This is a genomic window from Sphingobacterium sp. xlx-130 (assembly GCF_011007405.1).
Lineage (GTDB): Bacteria > Bacteroidota > Bacteroidia > Sphingobacteriales > Sphingobacteriaceae > Sphingobacterium > Sphingobacterium luzhongxinii.
The window spans coordinates 339362-357928 of the sequence record NZ_WFKN01000005.1; the positions used below are offsets into that span (position 1 = coordinate 339362).

General features: G+C 39.0%; 13 protein-coding genes. 4 read left to right on the forward strand and 9 right to left on the reverse strand.

What is annotated here, in order from left to right:
• Nucleotides 1-15: 15 nt before the first annotated feature.
• From G7B18_RS10370 to G7B18_RS10380, 3 genes are all read right to left on the reverse strand, one after another.
• Nucleotides 16-2364, reverse strand: a complete 2349-nt coding sequence (locus G7B18_RS10370; protein ID WP_164122498.1) for a TonB-dependent receptor — start codon at nt 2362-2364, stop codon at nt 16-18.
• Nucleotides 2365-2490: 126 nt separating this feature from the next.
• Entirely contained in the window at nt 2491-3198 is a 708-nt protein-coding gene (locus G7B18_RS10375; RefSeq protein ID WP_164122500.1) for a DUF4198 domain-containing protein, read from the reverse strand.
• Between the two features lie 429 nt (nt 3199-3627).
• On the reverse strand, nt 3628-5742 hold the full coding sequence (locus G7B18_RS10380; RefSeq protein WP_164122502.1) for a M3 family metallopeptidase: 2115 nt from the start codon (nt 5740-5742) through the stop codon (nt 3628-3630).
• Between the two features lie 195 nt (nt 5743-5937).
• On the opposite strand from G7B18_RS10380, the gene G7B18_RS10385 reads away from it, so the two are divergent.
• Nucleotides 5938-7044: a DUF4407 domain-containing protein gene (locus G7B18_RS10385; RefSeq protein ID WP_164122504.1), complete on the forward strand. Its 1107-nt coding sequence runs from the start codon at nt 5938-5940 to the stop codon at nt 7042-7044.
• 99 nt (nt 7045-7143) lie between these two features.
• A complete protein-coding gene (locus tag G7B18_RS10390; protein ID WP_164109721.1) occupies nt 7144-7647 on the forward strand; it encodes an ecotin in 504 nt (167 codons plus the stop codon).
• A gap of 58 nt (nt 7648-7705) precedes the next feature.
• Here the strand turns inward: G7B18_RS10390 and typA are convergent, their stop codons facing one another.
• The 3 genes from typA to G7B18_RS10405 all read right to left on the reverse strand — a co-directional run bounded on the left by typA (nt 7706) and on the right by G7B18_RS10405 (nt 11464).
• On the reverse strand, nt 7706-9505 hold the full coding sequence (gene typA / locus G7B18_RS10395) for a translational GTPase TypA (RefSeq protein WP_164109723.1): 1800 nt from the start codon (nt 9503-9505) through the stop codon (nt 7706-7708).
• A gap of 208 nt (nt 9506-9713) precedes the next feature.
• A complete protein-coding gene (kbl, locus tag G7B18_RS10400) occupies nt 9714-10904 on the reverse strand; it encodes a glycine C-acetyltransferase (RefSeq protein ID WP_164109725.1) in 1191 nt (396 codons plus the stop codon).
• A 146-nt stretch (nt 10905-11050) separates the two neighbouring features.
• The gene (locus G7B18_RS10405; RefSeq protein WP_164109727.1) at nt 11051-11464 is read right to left on the reverse strand and encodes a DUF2147 domain-containing protein; all 414 of its coding nucleotides are present in this window, start codon (nt 11462-11464) and stop codon (nt 11051-11053) included.
• Nucleotides 11465-11625: 161 nt separating this feature from the next.
• Between G7B18_RS10405 and G7B18_RS10410 the strand changes: the two genes are divergently transcribed.
• Nucleotides 11626-11973, forward strand: a complete 348-nt coding sequence (locus G7B18_RS10410) for a phage holin family protein (protein ID WP_164109729.1) — start codon at nt 11626-11628, stop codon at nt 11971-11973.
• A 210-nt stretch (nt 11974-12183) separates the two neighbouring features.
• Here G7B18_RS10410 and G7B18_RS10415 read toward each other — a convergent pair whose 3' ends face one another.
• The 3 genes from G7B18_RS10415 to G7B18_RS10425 all read right to left on the reverse strand — a co-directional run bounded on the left by G7B18_RS10415 (nt 12184) and on the right by G7B18_RS10425 (nt 17492).
• Nucleotides 12184-13539, reverse strand: coding sequence for a PepSY-associated TM helix domain-containing protein (locus tag G7B18_RS10415; protein ID WP_164109732.1), 1356 nt, complete (start codon nt 13537-13539; stop codon nt 12184-12186).
• Between the two features lie 99 nt (nt 13540-13638).
• Nucleotides 13639-15018, reverse strand: a complete 1380-nt coding sequence (locus tag G7B18_RS10420; protein ID WP_164109734.1) for a hypothetical protein — start codon at nt 15016-15018, stop codon at nt 13639-13641.
• Nucleotides 15019-15032: 14 nt separating this feature from the next.
• Entirely contained in the window at nt 15033-17492 is a 2460-nt protein-coding gene (locus G7B18_RS10425; protein ID WP_164109736.1) for a TonB-dependent receptor domain-containing protein, read from the reverse strand.
• Nucleotides 17493-17581: 89 nt separating this feature from the next.
• On the opposite strand from G7B18_RS10425, the gene G7B18_RS10430 reads away from it, so the two are divergent.
• On the forward strand, nt 17582-18535 hold the full coding sequence (locus tag G7B18_RS10430) for a helix-turn-helix transcriptional regulator (RefSeq protein WP_164109738.1): 954 nt from the start codon (nt 17582-17584) through the stop codon (nt 18533-18535).
• The last annotated feature ends 32 nt before the right edge of the window (nt 18536-18567 follow it).

The following is an 18567-nucleotide window of genomic DNA, read 5'->3' on the forward strand; positions in this document are numbered from 1 at the left end:
AAATTCAGTTTCTAACTATTTATGGTTTTTATTTATAAAGTACCTGAGGTTCAAGTAAAATGCTCTACCCGGCTTTTGTAGGCTAAAATTGTCTACCAATTTTGTATCTGTAATATTTCGCATTTCTAAGCCAATATTATATCGGCCATTAGCGACGCTATAAACCAGATTGACGTCATGGCTAAACTGTGTTGGAAGCCCTCGCTTTTCATCCGTCGCAGAACGCCCCCCTCTACTAGGCCAGTACAACCAGTAATCGTGAACGTAAAGGGTATTATAAGATATGTTGAGTTTGTTGTTTGCCGCGCCCATATTGTTAAACGTCATCGTTAAATCTGCATTAGAAAACAAATACGGAATATTGGGCATTTGATCTAAATAGACGGCACTTACATCGGTAAAACCATCTTCGTACTTTTGCATATTCTGCAGATATTGAAACGTCCCATTTACACCAGCAGATAACCAGTTCTTATAAGAATATCTTAACTCGGCATCGGCACCAAAGGTTCTAACCCCTTCTCTGTTATCAGCTATTGTTTTTCCTTGATTTTGATTTAACCGATTGTAGATAAAATCGTGCGCATAACGATAGATTAAACCAGCATTTAGAGAAAAATTATTATCAGAATTTACTTTAAATTGGTACATCGTTCCAACATTGAAATTATTGCTACGTTCTGGTGTTAAACCGGGATTTGCTTCCTGATTCTCTAAATCGCCAAACAATTCGTAGGCAGTTGGTAACCGGTTGGTCAATTCGTAAGATGCCTTTAATTGAAAGTTTGGATTAACATAATATGATCCGGCCAGTCCGTACCCAAGATTACTCTTACTATCTTGGTCATTTATATCCATTACATTCCTTTGGGTTAACATCTTCCCAAACACACTAAGATTCCACAGATTTTCGACAGCATATTGATAGCCAAGTCCAAGAATATTCTTACTGGATTTACTTGGACGCTCGTAGACATTGTTTGTAGGGTTTAACTCATCGGATCCCGTTCTGTTAAATGTTGTAAACACATTATTTAAAGACAGTTGCTGTCTTGGAGAGATGCGAAAAGTAAATGTTCCCGTAACAATCCCTTCATGGTTTTTGCTTTTGTACAATGTTCTGCCGCGCTCACCAGAAGTCGCAGGTAAATCTGCGTTCGTATCTCCAAACCAATCGAATCGCTTTGCCACAGTGTCAATTGTTTGTTCTGACCCTAAATTAATATTCCCATTAACTACTACATCCAAACCTTTAATCAGATCTCTTTTACTATATTTTAGGGTAGGCATGATGATAGTACCTCTCCGGTGCAAAGCTCCAAAAACCGCCGCCATACGAGCTCCTGTCTGAATTTCTTTATAGTTTTTGCCTAAAGTGATCCCTAGCATCAATCTATCCGCATAAGGCTTATCCACTACACCAATATTCCCAATTATAGTCTCGTTATGGTATTGGTCATTGAACCGCTTTACGGTGGTGGGTTGAGAATAGCCCCCCAATCTATTATCTTCTTTATTAATATCTACTTTATAATTATTGTCCGAATAATTTTGAAAAGCATTTAACTGAAATGTTAAACCTGTCTTATTCGTAAAAGCGGTATTTATTGTTGTTCTGTGTGTGTTAAAAGAGCCATAAGAATACGAAACATCCATATAATTATGAAACCTACTTCCTGTAACAATATTAACGGCACCACCTAAAGCGTCTGACCCCAGCCAAACTGGTACAACCCCCTTATAAACTTCCACACGCTCTGCTAGATTGATTGGAATATTATTAATTTGAAAAGAGGAACCAAAATTATCCATGGGAACGCCATCCAGAAAAAAACGAACATGACTTCCTGAAAAACCATTAATAGAAAGGTTAAAGTTGGATCCCAAACCTCCGCTTTCTCTCACTCGAACACCTGCAACTCGATCTAGAGCACCGGCAATATCCAATGTCGTATTATACAGCTTCGTGACATCTATCGCAGTCACATTGTAGGCTTGACGATTTACCTCTTGGGCTTTGCTTAGCCCCAGAACATGTACAGTCTCAATGTCAGCCTGTTCCTGTTGCAAGGTGAAGTTCATTTGGGTAACCGTTTTCTTCAGGACCAACGACTGTTTCTGAGACCGATACCCTACAGCAGAAACATCAATATCAATGTTCTTCTTTTCTAGGTCATTGACCTTATAACTTCCCTCCTTGTCTGTGAACATCACAACGCCATTTACTCTCACTGTCGCATTTTGAAGAACCTCCCCCGCAGAAGACAAAACTCTTCCATTAAGCTCAAAACGCTGTATCTGAGCGTTCCCACAGCCAATCCATCCAGATATAAAAATCAAGACGACGTATTTTAAAATTTGCATTTCTTATCTTTTACAGTATCTAAAATGGAGCATAGTCCATCTATAATTCATTTGCCGCTGAATTTCTTCGATATGATATTATTGCAAGCTTGCCGACTTATTGCCAATAATATCTACCTTTTCCATTTATTGTACGATTATACTCGATGTTGTACCTTGCCAAACCTTACTATAAGATTTATTATGCCATTGTCCTGATTCATCTTTATTAAGAGAAGCCTCAAGTACATATCTCCCTTTCCAGATAGCAGGAAAACTTACTTTACCCTGATCATCTGTTCTCAACGTTTTACTCCATCCCTCTTGGCTCATGACCAGTAAATCCGTATTGGGTGACGGCTTACCGTTTTGTAGGACAAAAGCATCTATAATCTGTCCTTCTTCAAATACTTTAGGCTCTGTGTGAATATAGAACGGTAAGTTCTGTGTTTGAACTTTAGGCTGTCCTACCTTAACGAGAACTGCAGAAGAAAATTCGTATTTAGTGGTTCCTCCCAAGTCCATGGCAGGGTGTACAATAGATAATGTGTAAACACCATCTTCTTTGGGAGTAAAGGTTGATTTAAAAAAATCTGTATGAGCTTCCTTGCTTAGTTCTATCCTTTTTTGACTTGGAGTCGTCAAAATAATCTTGAAGGCTTTAACGTCTGAATACCACTTTTCCAGAGATTCAATTTCATGGGTAGCATATTCTCCGTAAAAAATTTTCACTTCGTGTGCAACTCCCTTCGTGGCGAGGGGTTCTGATTCGATCCACAATGCATGTGCAGATGCTGATAAACTAAATAATAACGAACACATCGTTAATAACAGGTAGATAGGATAGTATTTCATAATATATTGAATAGTATTAATTTCTTTTTTATTCAACCGATTACGAAAAGAGTACAAGCTTTTTTTTATATTGCACTTCCTTCCATATTTTACAGTATCGGGGGCGATCTCCCTCTTTCAGAGGACAGATCAGCTAATATCAGTTGCCGCTGATGTTAGATTTTGCGTCATGCAGAGATTGCCGTCTCTTGCATGACGCTCTTTGTTTTTAACCACTATATTTTTTTATTTAGACTCATTAAAAACAATAGCAAATATAGGAGGTTTAATCTTGTATTCGCAACAAATACTTTACTTTTTTTAAAATAATTTATCGTTATCATATCCTCCTACACCGATCCGAAAGTCTTAAGGTAGTATATTAATAGAAAAAGGAGCTGCTTGATGTCAAAGCAGCTCCTTTTTCTATTATTTAATGACGGATTAAAATTAGTTCAATCCTCTCTTTTTCATCAAATGTACTGGATCCGGATCTTTTCCTCTAAAGGCTCTATACAATTCAGCCGGATCTCCCGTTCCACCTCTTTCAAGAATATTTTTACGGAAAGATTCTGCGGTTGCTTGATCAAAAAGCCCTTTCTCTTTAAAAGCGGCATACGCATCAGAGTCTAGTACTTCCGCCCAGATGTAGGCATAATAACCAGCTGAATATCCACCAGAGAAAATATGCTGAAAATACGTACTTCTATAACGAGGGATGATAGCATCTATCAAACCTATCTTAACCATTGCCGCTTTCTCAAAAGCGTTCGCATTATCCGTTATTGGGGATATGGTAGCATGGTAGTTCATATCCAATAAAGAAGCGGAAACATATTCTGTCGTAGCAAATCCTTGGTCGAACGTGCCGGCCTTGTCCATCTTGGCGATCAATGAATCTGGTATAGCTTCTCCTGTTTTATAATGTTTAGCATAGGTCTTTAAAACTTCTGGATCAGCAGCCCAATTTTCCATGATCTGTGAAGGCAATTCTACAAAGTCACGAGACACCGATGTACCTGCCAAGGACTTGTACTTTACATTAGAGAATAATCCATGTAAAGCATGTCCAAATTCATGGAATAAAGTAGTTGCTTCGTCAAATGTCAGCAATGCCGGTTGATCTCCGACAGGCTTCGTAAAATTACAAACGATAGAAATCACAGGTGCAACACGTTTAGAATCTTTCGTTTGCTGGCTACGATATGAAGTCATCCAAGCGCCTCCGCGTTTTGAATCACGTGGAAAAAAATCTGCATACAACAACCCTAAATGTGAACCATCTTTATCTTTCACCTCATAGACTTCAACTTCCTCATGGTAAGTAGGCACATTATTTAAGGCGACAAATGTAATTCCCCATAATTTTGTCGCTGTAGCAAATGCCCCTTCTCGAACGGCGGATAAGCTGAAATAAGGCTTGATTTCCTCTTCATTCAGAGCAAAACGTTTTACACGGATTTTCTCCGCATAATATCTCCAATCATAAGGCGCAACTTTGAAAGTATCTTTTGCAGCATCAATCTCTTTTTGAATATCAGCAGCTTCGACCTTAGCTTTCGCTAAAGCAGGTCCCCAAAGCTTGTTCAACAAGCTATATACGTTTGTTGGGTTTGCGGCCATAGATTCTTCTAAAACATAAGCCGCGTGCGAGGTATATCCTAAAAGCTTAGCTTTTTCCAAACGTAAATTGGCAATTTTTATCAAAGATTCTTTATTGTCATTATCGTTACCATTATTGCCACGCAATTGGTATGCATTCCAAATCTGCTTACGTAATTCTCTGTTATCCGCATATTGCAAAAATGGCATTACAGAAGGGTTTGAAAGCGTGAAAACCCATTTCCCCTCTTTACCTTTCGCCTTAGCTACATCCGCTGCTGCAGCTATCAGACCATCCGATAATCCTGCTAAATCTTCCTTTTTGTCAACGACCAACTCATAAGCGTTGGTTTCAGCTAATAAGTTTTGACCATACTCTGTAGTCAATACAGAAAGATCTGCGTTAATTTTTTTTAACTTCTCTTTATCTGTATCGCTTAGATTGGCTCCTGAACGAACAAAACCTTTATAAGTTTCTTCCAACAATTTTTTATCCTCTGCATCAAGACCTAAAGCATCTTTCTTTGCATACACTGACTTGACCTTAGCAAACAGCTTAGCATTGAGCTGTATCTCATCACTATGTGCCGAGATAAGTGGGGCAAGATCCTTAGCGATTGCCTGTATAGTATCATTTGTATTTGCAGAATTCAGATTATAAAATACCGTGGAAACGTTCCCTAATAAGGATCCCGCATTCTCCAAGGCAACTATCGTGTTTATAAAGTTCGGCTCTTCTGTATTATTAACAATGCTATCGATCTCTAAATTGTGCTTTTTTAGAGCCTCTTCAAAAGCAGGGCGAAAATGTACATCTTTTATCTTATCAAAAGGGGGAACATTAAATGGCGTATCGTAAGCCGCCAATAATGGGTTATCAGAATTCGTCATTTTTTCTTCGTTATTACATCCTACAAACATAGAGGCAACAACTAAAAATGGAATGAAGCTTTTTTTACTCATTTCAATCTATTTATTTTTCATCTAATTTTTTCCGTTCCAATAATTTAGGAGGGGCGTATGCAAACTTAGATAAATTTCATGACAAATTCTTCCTTCACCGCTTATTTACCAATGTTCACCGAAAATATCTAAAAAGATTCAGGTCTCCTCCTTACTTTTGCGCTTAGATGGTTCAGCCGTCTCAAATTTAACAGAATGAGTACATTAAAACATTTTTTTTGGTGGTGCGCAGGGGTTCATAAAGAAACATTATCTCGATTTCCCGAAGAACATAGCAAATACGTCAGTATCGGTGCGACCATTTTCTTTACGGGGCTTTTTGCAAGTTTAGCAGGAGGTTATGCCCTTTACTTTGTGTTCAGTGGCACCCAGTTTGCCTTACTTTATGCCTTGTTATTTGGAGCGATATGGGGATTAGCCATATTTAATCTCGATCGTTATATCGTATTGAGTCTGGATAAATCAGGAAGTACATTCAAACAACTATTACAGGCATTGCCACGTATTCTCCTTGCTATCTTGATCGGGATAGTCATTTCCCGTCCCTTAGAGCTTAAAGTCTTTGATAAAGAAATAAAAGAACATCTACGTGTCGAATTCTTAAAACAACAACACGCAAGCATAGATACGCTAAACCGAACTTTTGAAAGCAAGTATCTTGTCGAGTATGGGCAATTGCGAAGTTTAAAAGCGCAAGCAGATTCTCTAGAATCAACGCTAAAAATAGCGAGACAGCAGCTCAATCACGAGATCTTTGGCACCAAAACAACCGAAACATCAGGTGTCTTAGGTTACGGCCCTTACGCTAAAATGAAAGAAGAAAATCTAAAAAAAGAAGCGATTCTTTTAGACACGCTAAGGAATAGAATCCAAAACAAAGAGAGTCAACTATTAGCGAGAAAAGAGAAAGAAGGACTACTTGATCAATCCATACTATCGGCAAAAAGTTTAGATAGCGCTGTGAATGTAGCAGGTTTTGCCGACAGAAATGCTGCTTTAGCCAACCTCCATAAAAATCTGGACGGGACAGAAGAAAGCTCTACAAAGTATGCCGTTATCTTTATAGCAATGCTATTTATCTTCTTTGAATGCTTACCTGTTTTTGTCAAGTTAATGAGTGCTAGAGACACCTATGACACGGCAATACATGATCAGCGTACAATACATTTCTTTGAATCATCCTCTAACGTCGATGTAGAAAAAAATGCCCTAAACAAACTCGTCCCACAACGAACAGACATTGCCATTCAAAAGCGATTGGATAAGCTCACGCAAGATTATGAAAATTTGAAACAGACTTAAGTGATAAAAACAAAATAGTTGTTTATTAAACCTTTTTCCCTTTTTGGAATCATATTTGGTACAGATACAAGAGATATTAATTAAAACAAACAACAGAAAATGAACAAACAACTATCTAAAATCTTTACCCTTTTATTTGGACTCTTAAGTTTAACGACGATAACTATGGCACAATCTGTATTAAAACAAAGCACAGATATATTTCCTACTCCTGAAAAAGGATATAAGAAAATGATTATTGAAGTCCCTCATTCCAAAAGCGACGATAGTAAAAAAATAGAATTCACTGTCGGAAAATGGATGGAAGTAGATGGCTGTAATCACTTCTCTCTACAAGGAAAACTTGAGAAAAAAGACCTACAGGGTTGGGGCTATGATTATTATGTATTTACAACCAATGGTCAGGTAGCGTCGACACAAATGGCTTGTCCTGGGGCTCCTAATCGTCATCTTTTTGTTTCAGCTCAGCCCGAAATGACACGTTACAATGGTAAGTTACCTATAGTAATTTATGTCCCAGAGGAATATGAAGTGCAGTTCAAAATCTATAAAGCAGAAGAAGATGTATACGTTGCAGCAGAGGAGCGCGTAAAGCAGAAATAGAAAGAAAAACTATCTATATAAAAAAAGGCCGGTCAAATTGACCGGCCTTTTTTTGTTATTAAGATTTTTTATTCACTTTACGTTCACCTTCTGTTAAGTGGATTTTACGTAAGCGGATAGACTGTGGAGTTACCTCGATATACTCGTCACCTTGAATATACTCCATTGACTCCTCCAAAGAAAACTTGATTGCAGGTGCGATACGAGTGTTATCATCTGTACCCGAAGCACGCATGTTTGTCAATTGTTTAGCCTTAACGATATTGATTGTTAAATCATTATCACGGATATGCTCTCCTAGGATCTGTCCTTCATAAATGTCCACTCCTGGATCAACGAAGAATTTACCACGATCTTGTAACTTATCAATAGAGTAAGCCGTTGTAGTACCTTTATCCAAAGAGATCAATACACCATGTAAACGTCCAGGAATTGTTCCTTTCCAAGGCTCATAACCCTTCAGACGATGTGCCATTACAGCTTCACCAGCCGTAGCAGTCAATATATTGTTACGCAAGCCGATGATACCACGCGAAGGAATTTCAAATTCCAAGTGTTGCATTTCACCTTTAGCTTCCATAATCAATAACTCTCCTTTACGCTGTGTTACCAATTCGATTACTTTTCCCGAAACTTCGGCCGGCACGTCAACAACCAATACTTCGATCGGCTCACACTTCTTACCATCAATTTCTTTTACTATAACCTGAGGCTGTCCTACCTGCAATTCATAACCTTCACGACGCATTGTCTCGATCAATACAGACAAATGGAGAATACCACGTCCGTACACTAACCAAGCATCAGGAGACTCGGTAGGAACTACACGCAAAGCCAAATTCTTCTCTAACTCTTTTTGTAAACGGTCATGGATGTGACGAGAAGTAACTAATTTACCTTCTTTACCAAAGAAAGGGGAGTTATTAATCGTAAACAACATGTTCATTGTAGGCTCATCGATTTGAATAACCTCCAATTGCTCTGGATTTTCGAAATCAGCGATGGTATCACCAATATCAAAGCCATCTATACCTACTACAGCACAGATATCGCCCGCTTTAACCTCTGAAACTTTAAGTCTACCTAGGCCTTCAAATATCTGAAGTTCTTTAACGCGGGATTTGACAATCTTACCATCACGTTTCACCAATGAAATGGGTTGATTTTCTTTGATTGTTCCACGTGCGATACGTCCGATAGCGATACGTCCTACGAAAGTTGAGTAATCTAAAGATGTGATTTGCATCTGTAGAGTACCTTCATTTTGAGGAGCAGCAGGAATATGCTCAATAATAGCATCTAACAATGGGCTAAAATCTTCAGATGGTTTTTGCCAGTCTGTAGACATCCATCCTTGTTTAGATGATCCGTATAATACAGGAAATGCCAATTGCTCTTCAGTAGCATCTAAGCTAAAGAATAGGTCAAAAACATTTTCATAAACCTCTTCAGGACGGCAGTTTTCCTTATCCACTTTATTAACAACGACAATAGGTTTTAAACCTAACGCCAAAGCTTTTTGTGTAACAAAACGTGTTTGAGGCATTGGTCCTTCAAAAGCATCCACCAATAATACAACACCATCTGCCATTTTCAAGACACGCTCTACCTCACCACCAAAGTCGGCGTGACCAGGCGTATCAATTACATTGATTTTAATATCTTTGTATTTTACAGATACGTTTTTTGAAACGATTGTGATACCGCGTTCACGCTCTAAATCATTGTTATCTAGAATTAAATCACCTGTACCATCATTATCTCTAAATAGATTTGTGAAGTGTAAGATTTTGTCAACTAACGTTGTTTTCCCGTGATCGACGTGAGCGATAATCGCTATATTTCTAATATTTTGCATCCAGCAAGTAAATTTGTTTTAAATTCAGGGTGCAAAGATAATTATTTTACACCTCAAATTTTAGTATTTTATATTATTATTTTGTTAACCTTCTGATTTCACATTCAAACACTTAAGACTTATTTTCGTCAATAAAGCAAAGAAGGGAGATATCAAGCTCGAGTAGGCACTTTGTCCTGACTTCAGCGCTAACAAATAATTTGATTTCTTACGAAATTACGCCCAATGCTTTCCCTACCTTAGTAAAGGCTGCGATAGCCTTATCCAAATGTGCTCTATCATGTCCAGCAGATATCTGCACCCGAATACGTGCTTTACCTTGCGGTACAACAGGGTAATAGAAACCAATCACATAAATACCTTCATCCAACATCTTAGATGCAAATTCTTGCGCCAACTTTGCATCATAAAGCATAACTGGTACAATTGGGTGAAATCCCGGTTTGATATCAAATCCTGCCGCGGTCATCTGCTCACGGAAATATAACGTATTCGCTTCCAACTTATCGCGCAACTCTGTCGTCTCACTCAACATATCCAACACGGCTACAGACGCTCCTGTAATTGCAGGTGCCAGTGTGTTCGAAAAAAGATACGGTCTAGAACGCTGACGCAACATATCGATAATTTCTTTTCTTCCTGATGTAAATCCTCCGGAAGCTCCACCTAAGGCTTTACCGAGGGTGCCTGTAATGATATCAACACGATCGATCACATTAAATAGCTCGTGCGTACCTCTTCCCGTTTTTCCGATAAAACCAGAACAGTGAGACTCATCGATCATTACAAGTGCTTCATACTTATCCGCTAGGTCACAGATCTTATCCAATGGTGCTACCGATCCATCCATCGAAAAGGCGCCGTCTGTAACGATTATTTTATGGCGAGCACCTGATGCAGCCTGCAATTGAGCTTCCAAATCCGCCATATCACAATTTTTATAACGGAAACGTTGCGCTTTACATAAACGTACGCCATCAATAATCGACGCATGGTTTAATTCATCTGAAATAATGGCGTCCTCAGCCCCAAATAAAGGTTCAAAAACACCTCCATTAGCGTCAAATGCAGCCGCATACAAGATTGTATCCTCTGTACCTAAAAACTTAGATAATTTCTCTTCCAATTCTTTATGTACATCCTGCGTCCCGCAAATAAAACGCACCGAAGACATTCCATAACCGTATTTATCTACAGCGTTCTTTGCCGCTTCGACAACCTTTGGGTGCGAAGACAGTCCCAAATAATTGTTTGCACAAAAGTTGACGACCTCTTGTCCGGTACTTACTTTAATATCTGCTCCTTGAGGGGTTATAATGATACGCTCCTCTTTATAAAGTCCTGCTTCTTTGATAGCAGCCAACTCTTTTTCCAATGCTGGCTTTAACGTTTTGTACATATGAAAAAATTAAAAAATCTGAAAGTTATAATTTTAAAATATCCAAAGCGTTAGGGCCTTAGAACATTTAATTTTAGTCCCAAAGATAGCAGAATTTTACCACACCACATTACGAAATCGTTTGTCTGAATATTATCAAATTTACATTATTTAGTCCGTGTCCAGGTTTCAGACCGTCCAAACATACTAATACCTATGAATCCACGAATATCTAAAGCATTATCACCCTTAAGCTTCATTTTACAACTATAGGTCTTACCACTTTTGGGATCATAAATTTCTCCGCCCTCATAAGAAGTACCTTTTTTTGTGAAGTTGTTAAGAATCACAACACCGTTTAAAGGGCGGGATCTCTTATTTTCATCGGGATTTTTGGTATCTTTTTTTGACTTATCTTTAACGAGATACAGCTTACCAGAAAACTTCCCATTCGATTCATAGATTTCTACCTTCCCCTCTCCACTTGGATTTAACCACATTCCAACAATAGGATCCTTACCCTGCGCATAAGATACGATTGTAAACAATAGCGCTGCAAAAGAAAATAATAAACGTCTCATATTAATTAAGTTTAAAAATATATCTTAAAGATAATACATTTTTTATATGCGTGCATAACAATATCTTGTTAACAGATTATCATAGGCTTACGAATTACACAAAAGTATTGTGTCATTTGGCACCAATTTTGAACATCATTCTACAAAAAACAGGTACTATTATGAGATTCATTATTTCCCTTTTATTGACAGGATTAGTTGTTGCCATTGCAGCGTACGTTATTCCTGGGGTACAGGTTGCTGGCTTTGGGTGGGCCATCGTCACAGGTTTAGTCATTGGCTTTGTAAACGCTATTGTAGGCGGAATATTACGTCTCTTTACTTTTCCACTCAACTGGCTTACGTTTGGTTTAGTTTCTTTCATCATTACAATCCTGATGATTATGTTAAGCGATTCCATCATGGGATCTAAATTTGACGTCGCTGGATTTTGGAACGCGGCACTCTTCGCCATCGTAGTTGCCATAATTGAAATGCTATTGGATAAAGTCATTAACAAAGAGAAGTAAATTTTGATCCATTAAAAAAGCCCTTGTTGGAATTGTCAAGGACTTTAAGGTTAACATAGGAATGGTAATCCTATCTTCTTATAAATGTATAGTCAAAACTACAATAATACCCTATCCTTCGTAAATTTTAAGGGGGGACAAAATAGGGACAAATAAAATAAAGCCCCATCAGATACTCTGATGGGGCTTTATCTACTAAAACACACTAACTTATTTCTTCTTTTTCTTCATTTTATTAATCCATACAATAGTACCGGTCACAGGAAGAGATGTTGCGATGAGGCATGAAATAAAGTATAACAACTTACTAAAAGGCCCATAAATATCTCCAATATGTAATGCCTTTATAGACGCAGCAGCTCTCTCATTAAAAGGCTTATCCCTAAAGACATCTTTCTCTAGCGCTTCACCGGTATATTGGTCTAAAGTCAGTTTATCCCCTGCCGAAGGAGCAAAAAAACCAATCCGATTTTTAGATATGGAGATTGTTCCTGTACTATCTTTCGCAAAATAAATGGTAATATCTCCATCATAAGGCAACAGTTTATTCACCACTAAGATTGTCTCTTCAATACTCAGGGGCTTACTTCCATCTGTAGGAATAGCTGATATTAACTTTGGTTTCTCTTCTTTAGGTGCATCTGGGGATTTATAGGTACCCCAGGTCTTTTGCCATCCAGCGCGGTACCATTCGAAAGACCAAAATGGACCTGTCACTGCCATCAAAAAAAGGATGATACAACTATAAAATCCAAGCGTATTATGCAAATCGTGATTTATACGTTTCCATCTAGCAGACCATTTAATTTTAAGTCCATTTTTCCATCCGCGCATTTTTACTGGAAACCAAATAATCATACCCGAAATAACGCCGATCAAAAACAAGATAGTAGCTGACCCTGTAATCCACGAACCGAGTTTTCTATTTTCGACACCTTCAACAATAGGATTCTCCACTTCGTTCAGTAGTAACCACCTGTGCAGTCCAAACATTGTTTGCATCACTGCAGCAGTCTTTGTCTTCTCATCAGAAGGATCGCCAATCACCTGCCCTGTATAAGGGTTCAAGGCCATCTGATTGGCACGGGGGCCACGTCCCCCTCCTGTTGGAGCTGGTTTCGCTTTTCCGCCATCGGCACCAAGTTCTTTTTTCCCTTCCTCAGACTTATTTCCTTGCCCTTCTTTGACCGCTAAAGCTTTAGCATCTTGTTTTTTAGCTTCAGTAGTTTCTTTTTCTCCCGAATTTTCTTTCCCTTCTTCCTCCTTTTTGGGCTTAGCGTACAAAGCAAAGGTAGTCTTATCCGAGGCGAATGGAACCTTCACCCCAACCAACTTCCCTTTAATATCTGATTTAGCGTGAGCAAGAAGCGTGTCTACATTCAGTTTTGTCCCTTCTGGCTTTATCCTGTAATAATGCGGAATAGCCGCTTCACGGAGTTCGGTATTATAGGTATAAACAGTTCCTGTCGCGCAGACGACAAGCACAATAATACCAGAAATCAAACCACCCCAAAGGTGAATGTCATTAAAGAATTTACGAATCTTAGGCCAAGTGGATGAAGACATAATGTTTTACTTTTTGCAAATGTATATTATTTATTCTTAGTCTAAATAATATAAGCAGAAAGATATACTTTCTGCTTATATTGATTTTCGGGTGGACGACTAGTATGCACCAATGAAACGATGTCCGGTTCCATTTGCCAATTGAGCTCCTTTGGTAGTTTGTCCTGTCTTCCAATTTACAACATACACATTTCCAGACTCACTAACGGGCGTAAGAGGTACGTAAACATAATCCCCAACGACAGCTATACTTTGGTGCTGATCAAAATTCAATTGATCTTCGTAGTCGGTTTTGATCTTTGTTGCAGTCATTGCTTTTAGATCTACAAGTGCTAAATAACCTCCTTTTTTATCCAGATCGTACATAACGAAAGCCTTTCCGTCTTTCAGATACCGCCATGCTTTAATCCCTGCATTACCGGTAACGCCCAAAACCTTCGACAAATCAAACAAATAAGTATTATCATATTCGTTGGTATTCTTGTCGATACGCAATATATGTGGATAACCAGTTGTGTTTACACCTGTCGCTTGATACACATGCCCATCATCACCGATATGCTGCATCATCGTTCTATAACCGTTATTTCCATACTTACTTTTAGCAGACCAAATCAATTTAGGGTTTTTCAACGAAGGATAATCGACCACAATCGTTACTGTTCCTACAATATTTGCTGCATCACTTGGCCAAGTAACAACGTCTACAGTAGATCCTCTCGGCTTTTCAAGCGTCGGTGTTCCTTCCGGATTCACCTTCGATATATTACAGCCAATATATATCTTGTTCTTTGCCTGATTAATGATAGGCATATCGATACGCGTGATTGAGTAGCCTGCGGCGAGTTGTTCAGCTGTAAATGGAACAACAAACTCCGCCGTATTCATAATGCTTGGATTATCTAAGTTTAGTATTGCCACTTTTGCGGTCGACTTTATAGATCCAAAAGTTGCAGTCGGAAACTTACCGGAATAAACAGCTGTATCAGCCGTTATGGTAACCCCAACCCCAACTCCTTCGGCAGATTTCACCCAACGGGGAGCTGTTCCCAATATGATAGCCGCATTAACTTCATTTCCTTCTTTGGTTAAACGGCCTTCACCATTAACTTTGAATTTTTGAAAAATACCGCCATCGGCGCCAGTATACTGAATATCGTAGAGGAATTTTCCATCTGCAGAAGCTTGTATACGCGAAGTGCGCGGAGAATCGAATTTCCACCCTTTATTCGTTGAGAAGATATCAAGATTAAAACTGGGGTCAATCGCCTGATCATGCGTGATGGCATAAGCCAAAGTTCCCCCATTTCCATCACCATCATTCACTCCCTTCATTGCAGCCGTTAGTGTAATCCATCGAGTATCTTGGTTTTCTGGAATAACCGGCTCCGATCCGTTATCATTATCACAGCTTCCTAAAGAAAGTGATGTTACCATAGCTCCCAAAAGAGCGACTCTTAATAAAAGACGTTTTCTCATGATATAGTTGTTTATTAAAATTTACCTATTGTGTAATTCAGTTTAAAATAAATCCCTCTTCCGGGTTTTTGAACACCAAAATTGTCGTACAAAGCCTCATTCGATATGTTTTTGGCGTCAAGGCTAGCGACCAGTTTACTCGAAGGAAAACGGTAGCTCACACCGATGTCGTGGGAAAATTGAGTTGGTGTATACCCCTGCTCGGATGGACGCCAGGCAATATCGTATGCGCCGACAAAGCCGGTGCTGTAATACAGATTCATGATCGATTTTCGTTGGATCAGATTATCAAGCCTATACTGTACATTGGCATTTATTGTGAAATAAGGTTCATTCGGAACCTGTAGATTGTATCGATCGTCCGGTTTACCGGCATCGTCGTATTTACGCTTATACAAAGCATTAAACTTCGAGAAATTAATTACTGCATTTAGCTTATTGGCCCAGACATATACAACCTCAGCCTCAATTCCTCTTGACTGTGTCTTCCCCAAGTTCACGTAGGCCACCGCGGGAAGATCCAAATCTGTTTCGGTAACTATACTATCAACGGTCTGTCGGGTAATTTTATCCTTACCATTCCGCCAAAACACACTGCTGTAAAAGGACACCTTATGTTTCTTAAAATCCAGGCTACCGAACCTGAATCCGACATTATAATTAATATTCTGTTCGGGAGTCAGGTTCAAATTGGGTAATATATTGTTTTCTGTTCGTCCATACATCTGCTCTTCGGTAGGCATGATATAGCCATTTTCCATCGAAGTAATAAGAAAGAGCTTTGGTATAATATTGTACGAGACGGTTGCACCATAACCGATGTTGTCATTAAAAAAATGCTTTGTCATAGGGTTGACGAAATAACTTCCGTCAGCATTGTATGTGGGTTGCGGATCTGTCTGTTTTGTACGGTTTGCAGTATATTTAATCAGTATATTGGTTTGGAGTCTGTCCGAAAAAGTCTGGGCTTCATAATTGGCCGATACAATGTTTTTCATCACCTGGGTAACCGTAACCATATCCTTATTCGTCGGCTTCAACAGATTCGTATCGTCGCGATCTGTCCTTTCCAGTTTATGATTTACCGATATGCGGTGCCCGGGGGCTAAGGTATAGGCCAAATTTGATCGCGTATTGACTATCTTTCTGTCAACTTGAACAATCGAAGGCAGGCCTTGCTGGGCTCCGTTCGGCGACTTCACGACTATCGGGTCTAGGCCGTTCTCAATCATATAATCTGTATGCAATATCACTGGTTTGCCATCCCAGTTATAAAGTGTGGTAACTGTATCTTGAACGTAGGTGCCGCGATTGCTTCGCACTGCATTGATATTTAATGCCAGCCCCTCCACAAAAAGATCACGCTTGATATAATTCAAACTTAACACATGCGCGTCGTATTCTGCAAATCGTCCGACAAAAGGCTGTCCGGTCGTTGTCCCGTGTGGTATTTCATTGTATGTATCAGAGATATTGTACCCTATAAAAAATTGATCCGCCCAAGGGACATCCGTAAACCCGGCTTCAAAGCGTCCACCGATAGATTTATAGGTATTATTAAAACGCTTCGCTCTAAAGTCCCGTGTCAAAATCCCGTTCCGATCCGTATACTTTGCAAATTTACCCCACATTTCATAATTATTGTCTGTGTAGGTATAGAAGCCCGACCCCCGGAAAGACAAACCTGTTTTCTTATCGCGAAGGCTTATGCTTGCGTCAGCGTTATAGGTATTAAATGATCCGTAAGAAAGTGCAACTGTCGCGTTATTACGTGCAACATCCTTTTTAAGAACCACATTGATGGCGCCCCCAACATAATCTCCTGTCAAATGCGAGGGTAATACGCCTTTGTATACCTCAATACGCTCAATCATCGCTGGAGGAATATTATTCAGATTAAAAGATGATCCATACGTCGACACCTCTATTCCATCTAAAAATAACCCAATTGCACTTCCTGACATCCCATTCAGATTATATTCAACCTGAGACCCCACACCCCCATTCTGGCGAACCCGTACGCCTACCGCACGATCCAATAACTCATTCGTCGTCAGATTTCGTAATGAAGCTTCTTTTGTCTCTATGATAGCCACGGCAAATCCCGATGTTTCGATCTTACGTTTTACGGTATTACGGGTTACCTTTACCTCATCAAGAGAGACATCTCCCTTCGTGCTGACATGGATATGTAATTCGGGATAGTTTTTATTGACATTTAGACGTAATGCCTTTGGTTCTATTTCTACGGAAGATATTGACAATACATATTTTCCCTTGGGTACCTTTGGAAACGAATAATAGCCCGCTTCATTACTGATAGCCATAAGAGAGGTACCGTCAATCCTAATGGTAACATGCGATATTGGGGCTCCTTCTTCTTCGTGTACTTTACCCTTTATTGAAAATGAAGATTGACCAAATGCACAGATCGAAAGGGAAAGAAAAAGAACAGCAAGATAAATTTGTTTCATTATCTCAGATTATTACTTTAATTTTGTCTTTAGAACAAGTCTAAATAAAATATTGATGCCACAAATCTAGAACTATTCTAAACAAGAAAATGACGGAATCAGAAAAAAAAACTTCAAATTCAGAAATAGAAAAGCAGGATCTTACCGCATCCGCACCGTTTTCGCTGACGACCGTGTCACTCAATATGCATTATGCCGTGCTTTTTGATAGTCGTTCGCAACATTTGTGCAGTCCGATCGATGGCTTTCTGAATATCCTTTTTCCGGCGACCGACAACACATGCATCTGTCCATATTTCCTAAAACAGCAATCCTATGTAATCCGGGGAGGAGAGAATATAATTCATCCTATAAAAAAGGGCGAAATATTGGAGTGGAAAAACATCTATAAGGATAACCTCGCGATAGCACTCTTCGTGTCAGATGAAGTCCTGGACGATTTTAAGGTAAAATTTCAAGAAAATAATCTTCGGTTTAAAAATGGTCTATTAACAGGTAGTGACAATCGAATCCGCTTGCTTATTACCCAGGCCTTAGAATACATGACCCATGACAGTTATTTGAATCGCTTACGCGTACAAGCCCTATTAATCGAAATTTTAGTGCATCAGATCGAAGGGCTCTATGCAGAAAATGAACGGCATGAAGTCATCCCGAATAAGAATCATTACGATAAAATACTACTGGCCAAGAATATTATTCATCGGGATTTTTCAAAAAATTATACCATCCCCGAACTGGCCAAACATGTAGGTACGAACGAACAATATCTCAAAACACATTTTAAGCAATACTTTGGCAAAACTGTGATGAACTATATCACCGAAAAGAAGATGGAACACGCCAAAGAGCTTATCTTAACTGGAGATTACCGTGTGTCTGACGTCGCACGAATGACTGGATATAAACATTCAACCCACTTTACTTCTGCATTCAAAAAGTACTTTGGCTTTATCCCTAACTCTTTAAAATACACTTTTCTAATCGCCAATGAAGGCGCTCAGTTACTCGCTGATCTTGAAGGGATACTGCCCTTATTATAAAAGAAAATCCTGCATCAGGTGATGCAGGATTT

Coding starts and splice junctions, on each gene's coding strand:
- G7B18_RS10425 (WP_164109736.1), bottom strand. CDS start 17,492: ATGAAACAAATTTATCTTGCTGTTCTTTTTCTTTCCCTTTCGATCTGT.
- G7B18_RS10415 (WP_164109732.1), bottom strand. CDS start 13,539: ATGTCTTCATCCACTTGGCCTAAGATTCGTAAATTCTTTAATGACATT.
- typA (WP_164109723.1), bottom strand. CDS start 9,505: ATGCAAAATATTAGAAATATAGCGATTATCGCTCACGTCGATCACGGG.
- G7B18_RS10430 (WP_164109738.1), top strand. CDS start 17,582: ATGACGGAATCAGAAAAAAAAACTTCAAATTCAGAAATAGAAAAGCAG.
- G7B18_RS10420 (WP_164109734.1), bottom strand. CDS start 15,018: ATGAGAAAACGTCTTTTATTAAGAGTCGCTCTTTTGGGAGCTATGGTA.
- G7B18_RS10370 (WP_164122498.1), bottom strand. CDS start 2,364: ATGCAAATTTTAAAATACGTCGTCTTGATTTTTATATCTGGATGGATT.
- G7B18_RS10390 (WP_164109721.1), top strand. CDS start 7,144: ATGAACAAACAACTATCTAAAATCTTTACCCTTTTATTTGGACTCTTA.
- kbl (WP_164109725.1), bottom strand. CDS start 10,904: ATGTACAAAACGTTAAAGCCAGCATTGGAAAAAGAGTTGGCTGCTATC.
- G7B18_RS10410 (WP_164109729.1), top strand. CDS start 11,626: ATGAGATTCATTATTTCCCTTTTATTGACAGGATTAGTTGTTGCCATT.
- G7B18_RS10385 (WP_164122504.1), top strand. CDS start 5,938: ATGAGTACATTAAAACATTTTTTTTGGTGGTGCGCAGGGGTTCATAAA.
- G7B18_RS10405 (WP_164109727.1), bottom strand. CDS start 11,464: ATGAGACGTTTATTATTTTCTTTTGCAGCGCTATTGTTTACAATCGTA.
- G7B18_RS10380 (WP_164122502.1), bottom strand. CDS start 5,742: ATGAGTAAAAAAAGCTTCATTCCATTTTTAGTTGTTGCCTCTATGTTT.
- G7B18_RS10375 (WP_164122500.1), bottom strand. CDS start 3,198: ATGAAATACTATCCTATCTACCTGTTATTAACGATGTGTTCGTTATTA.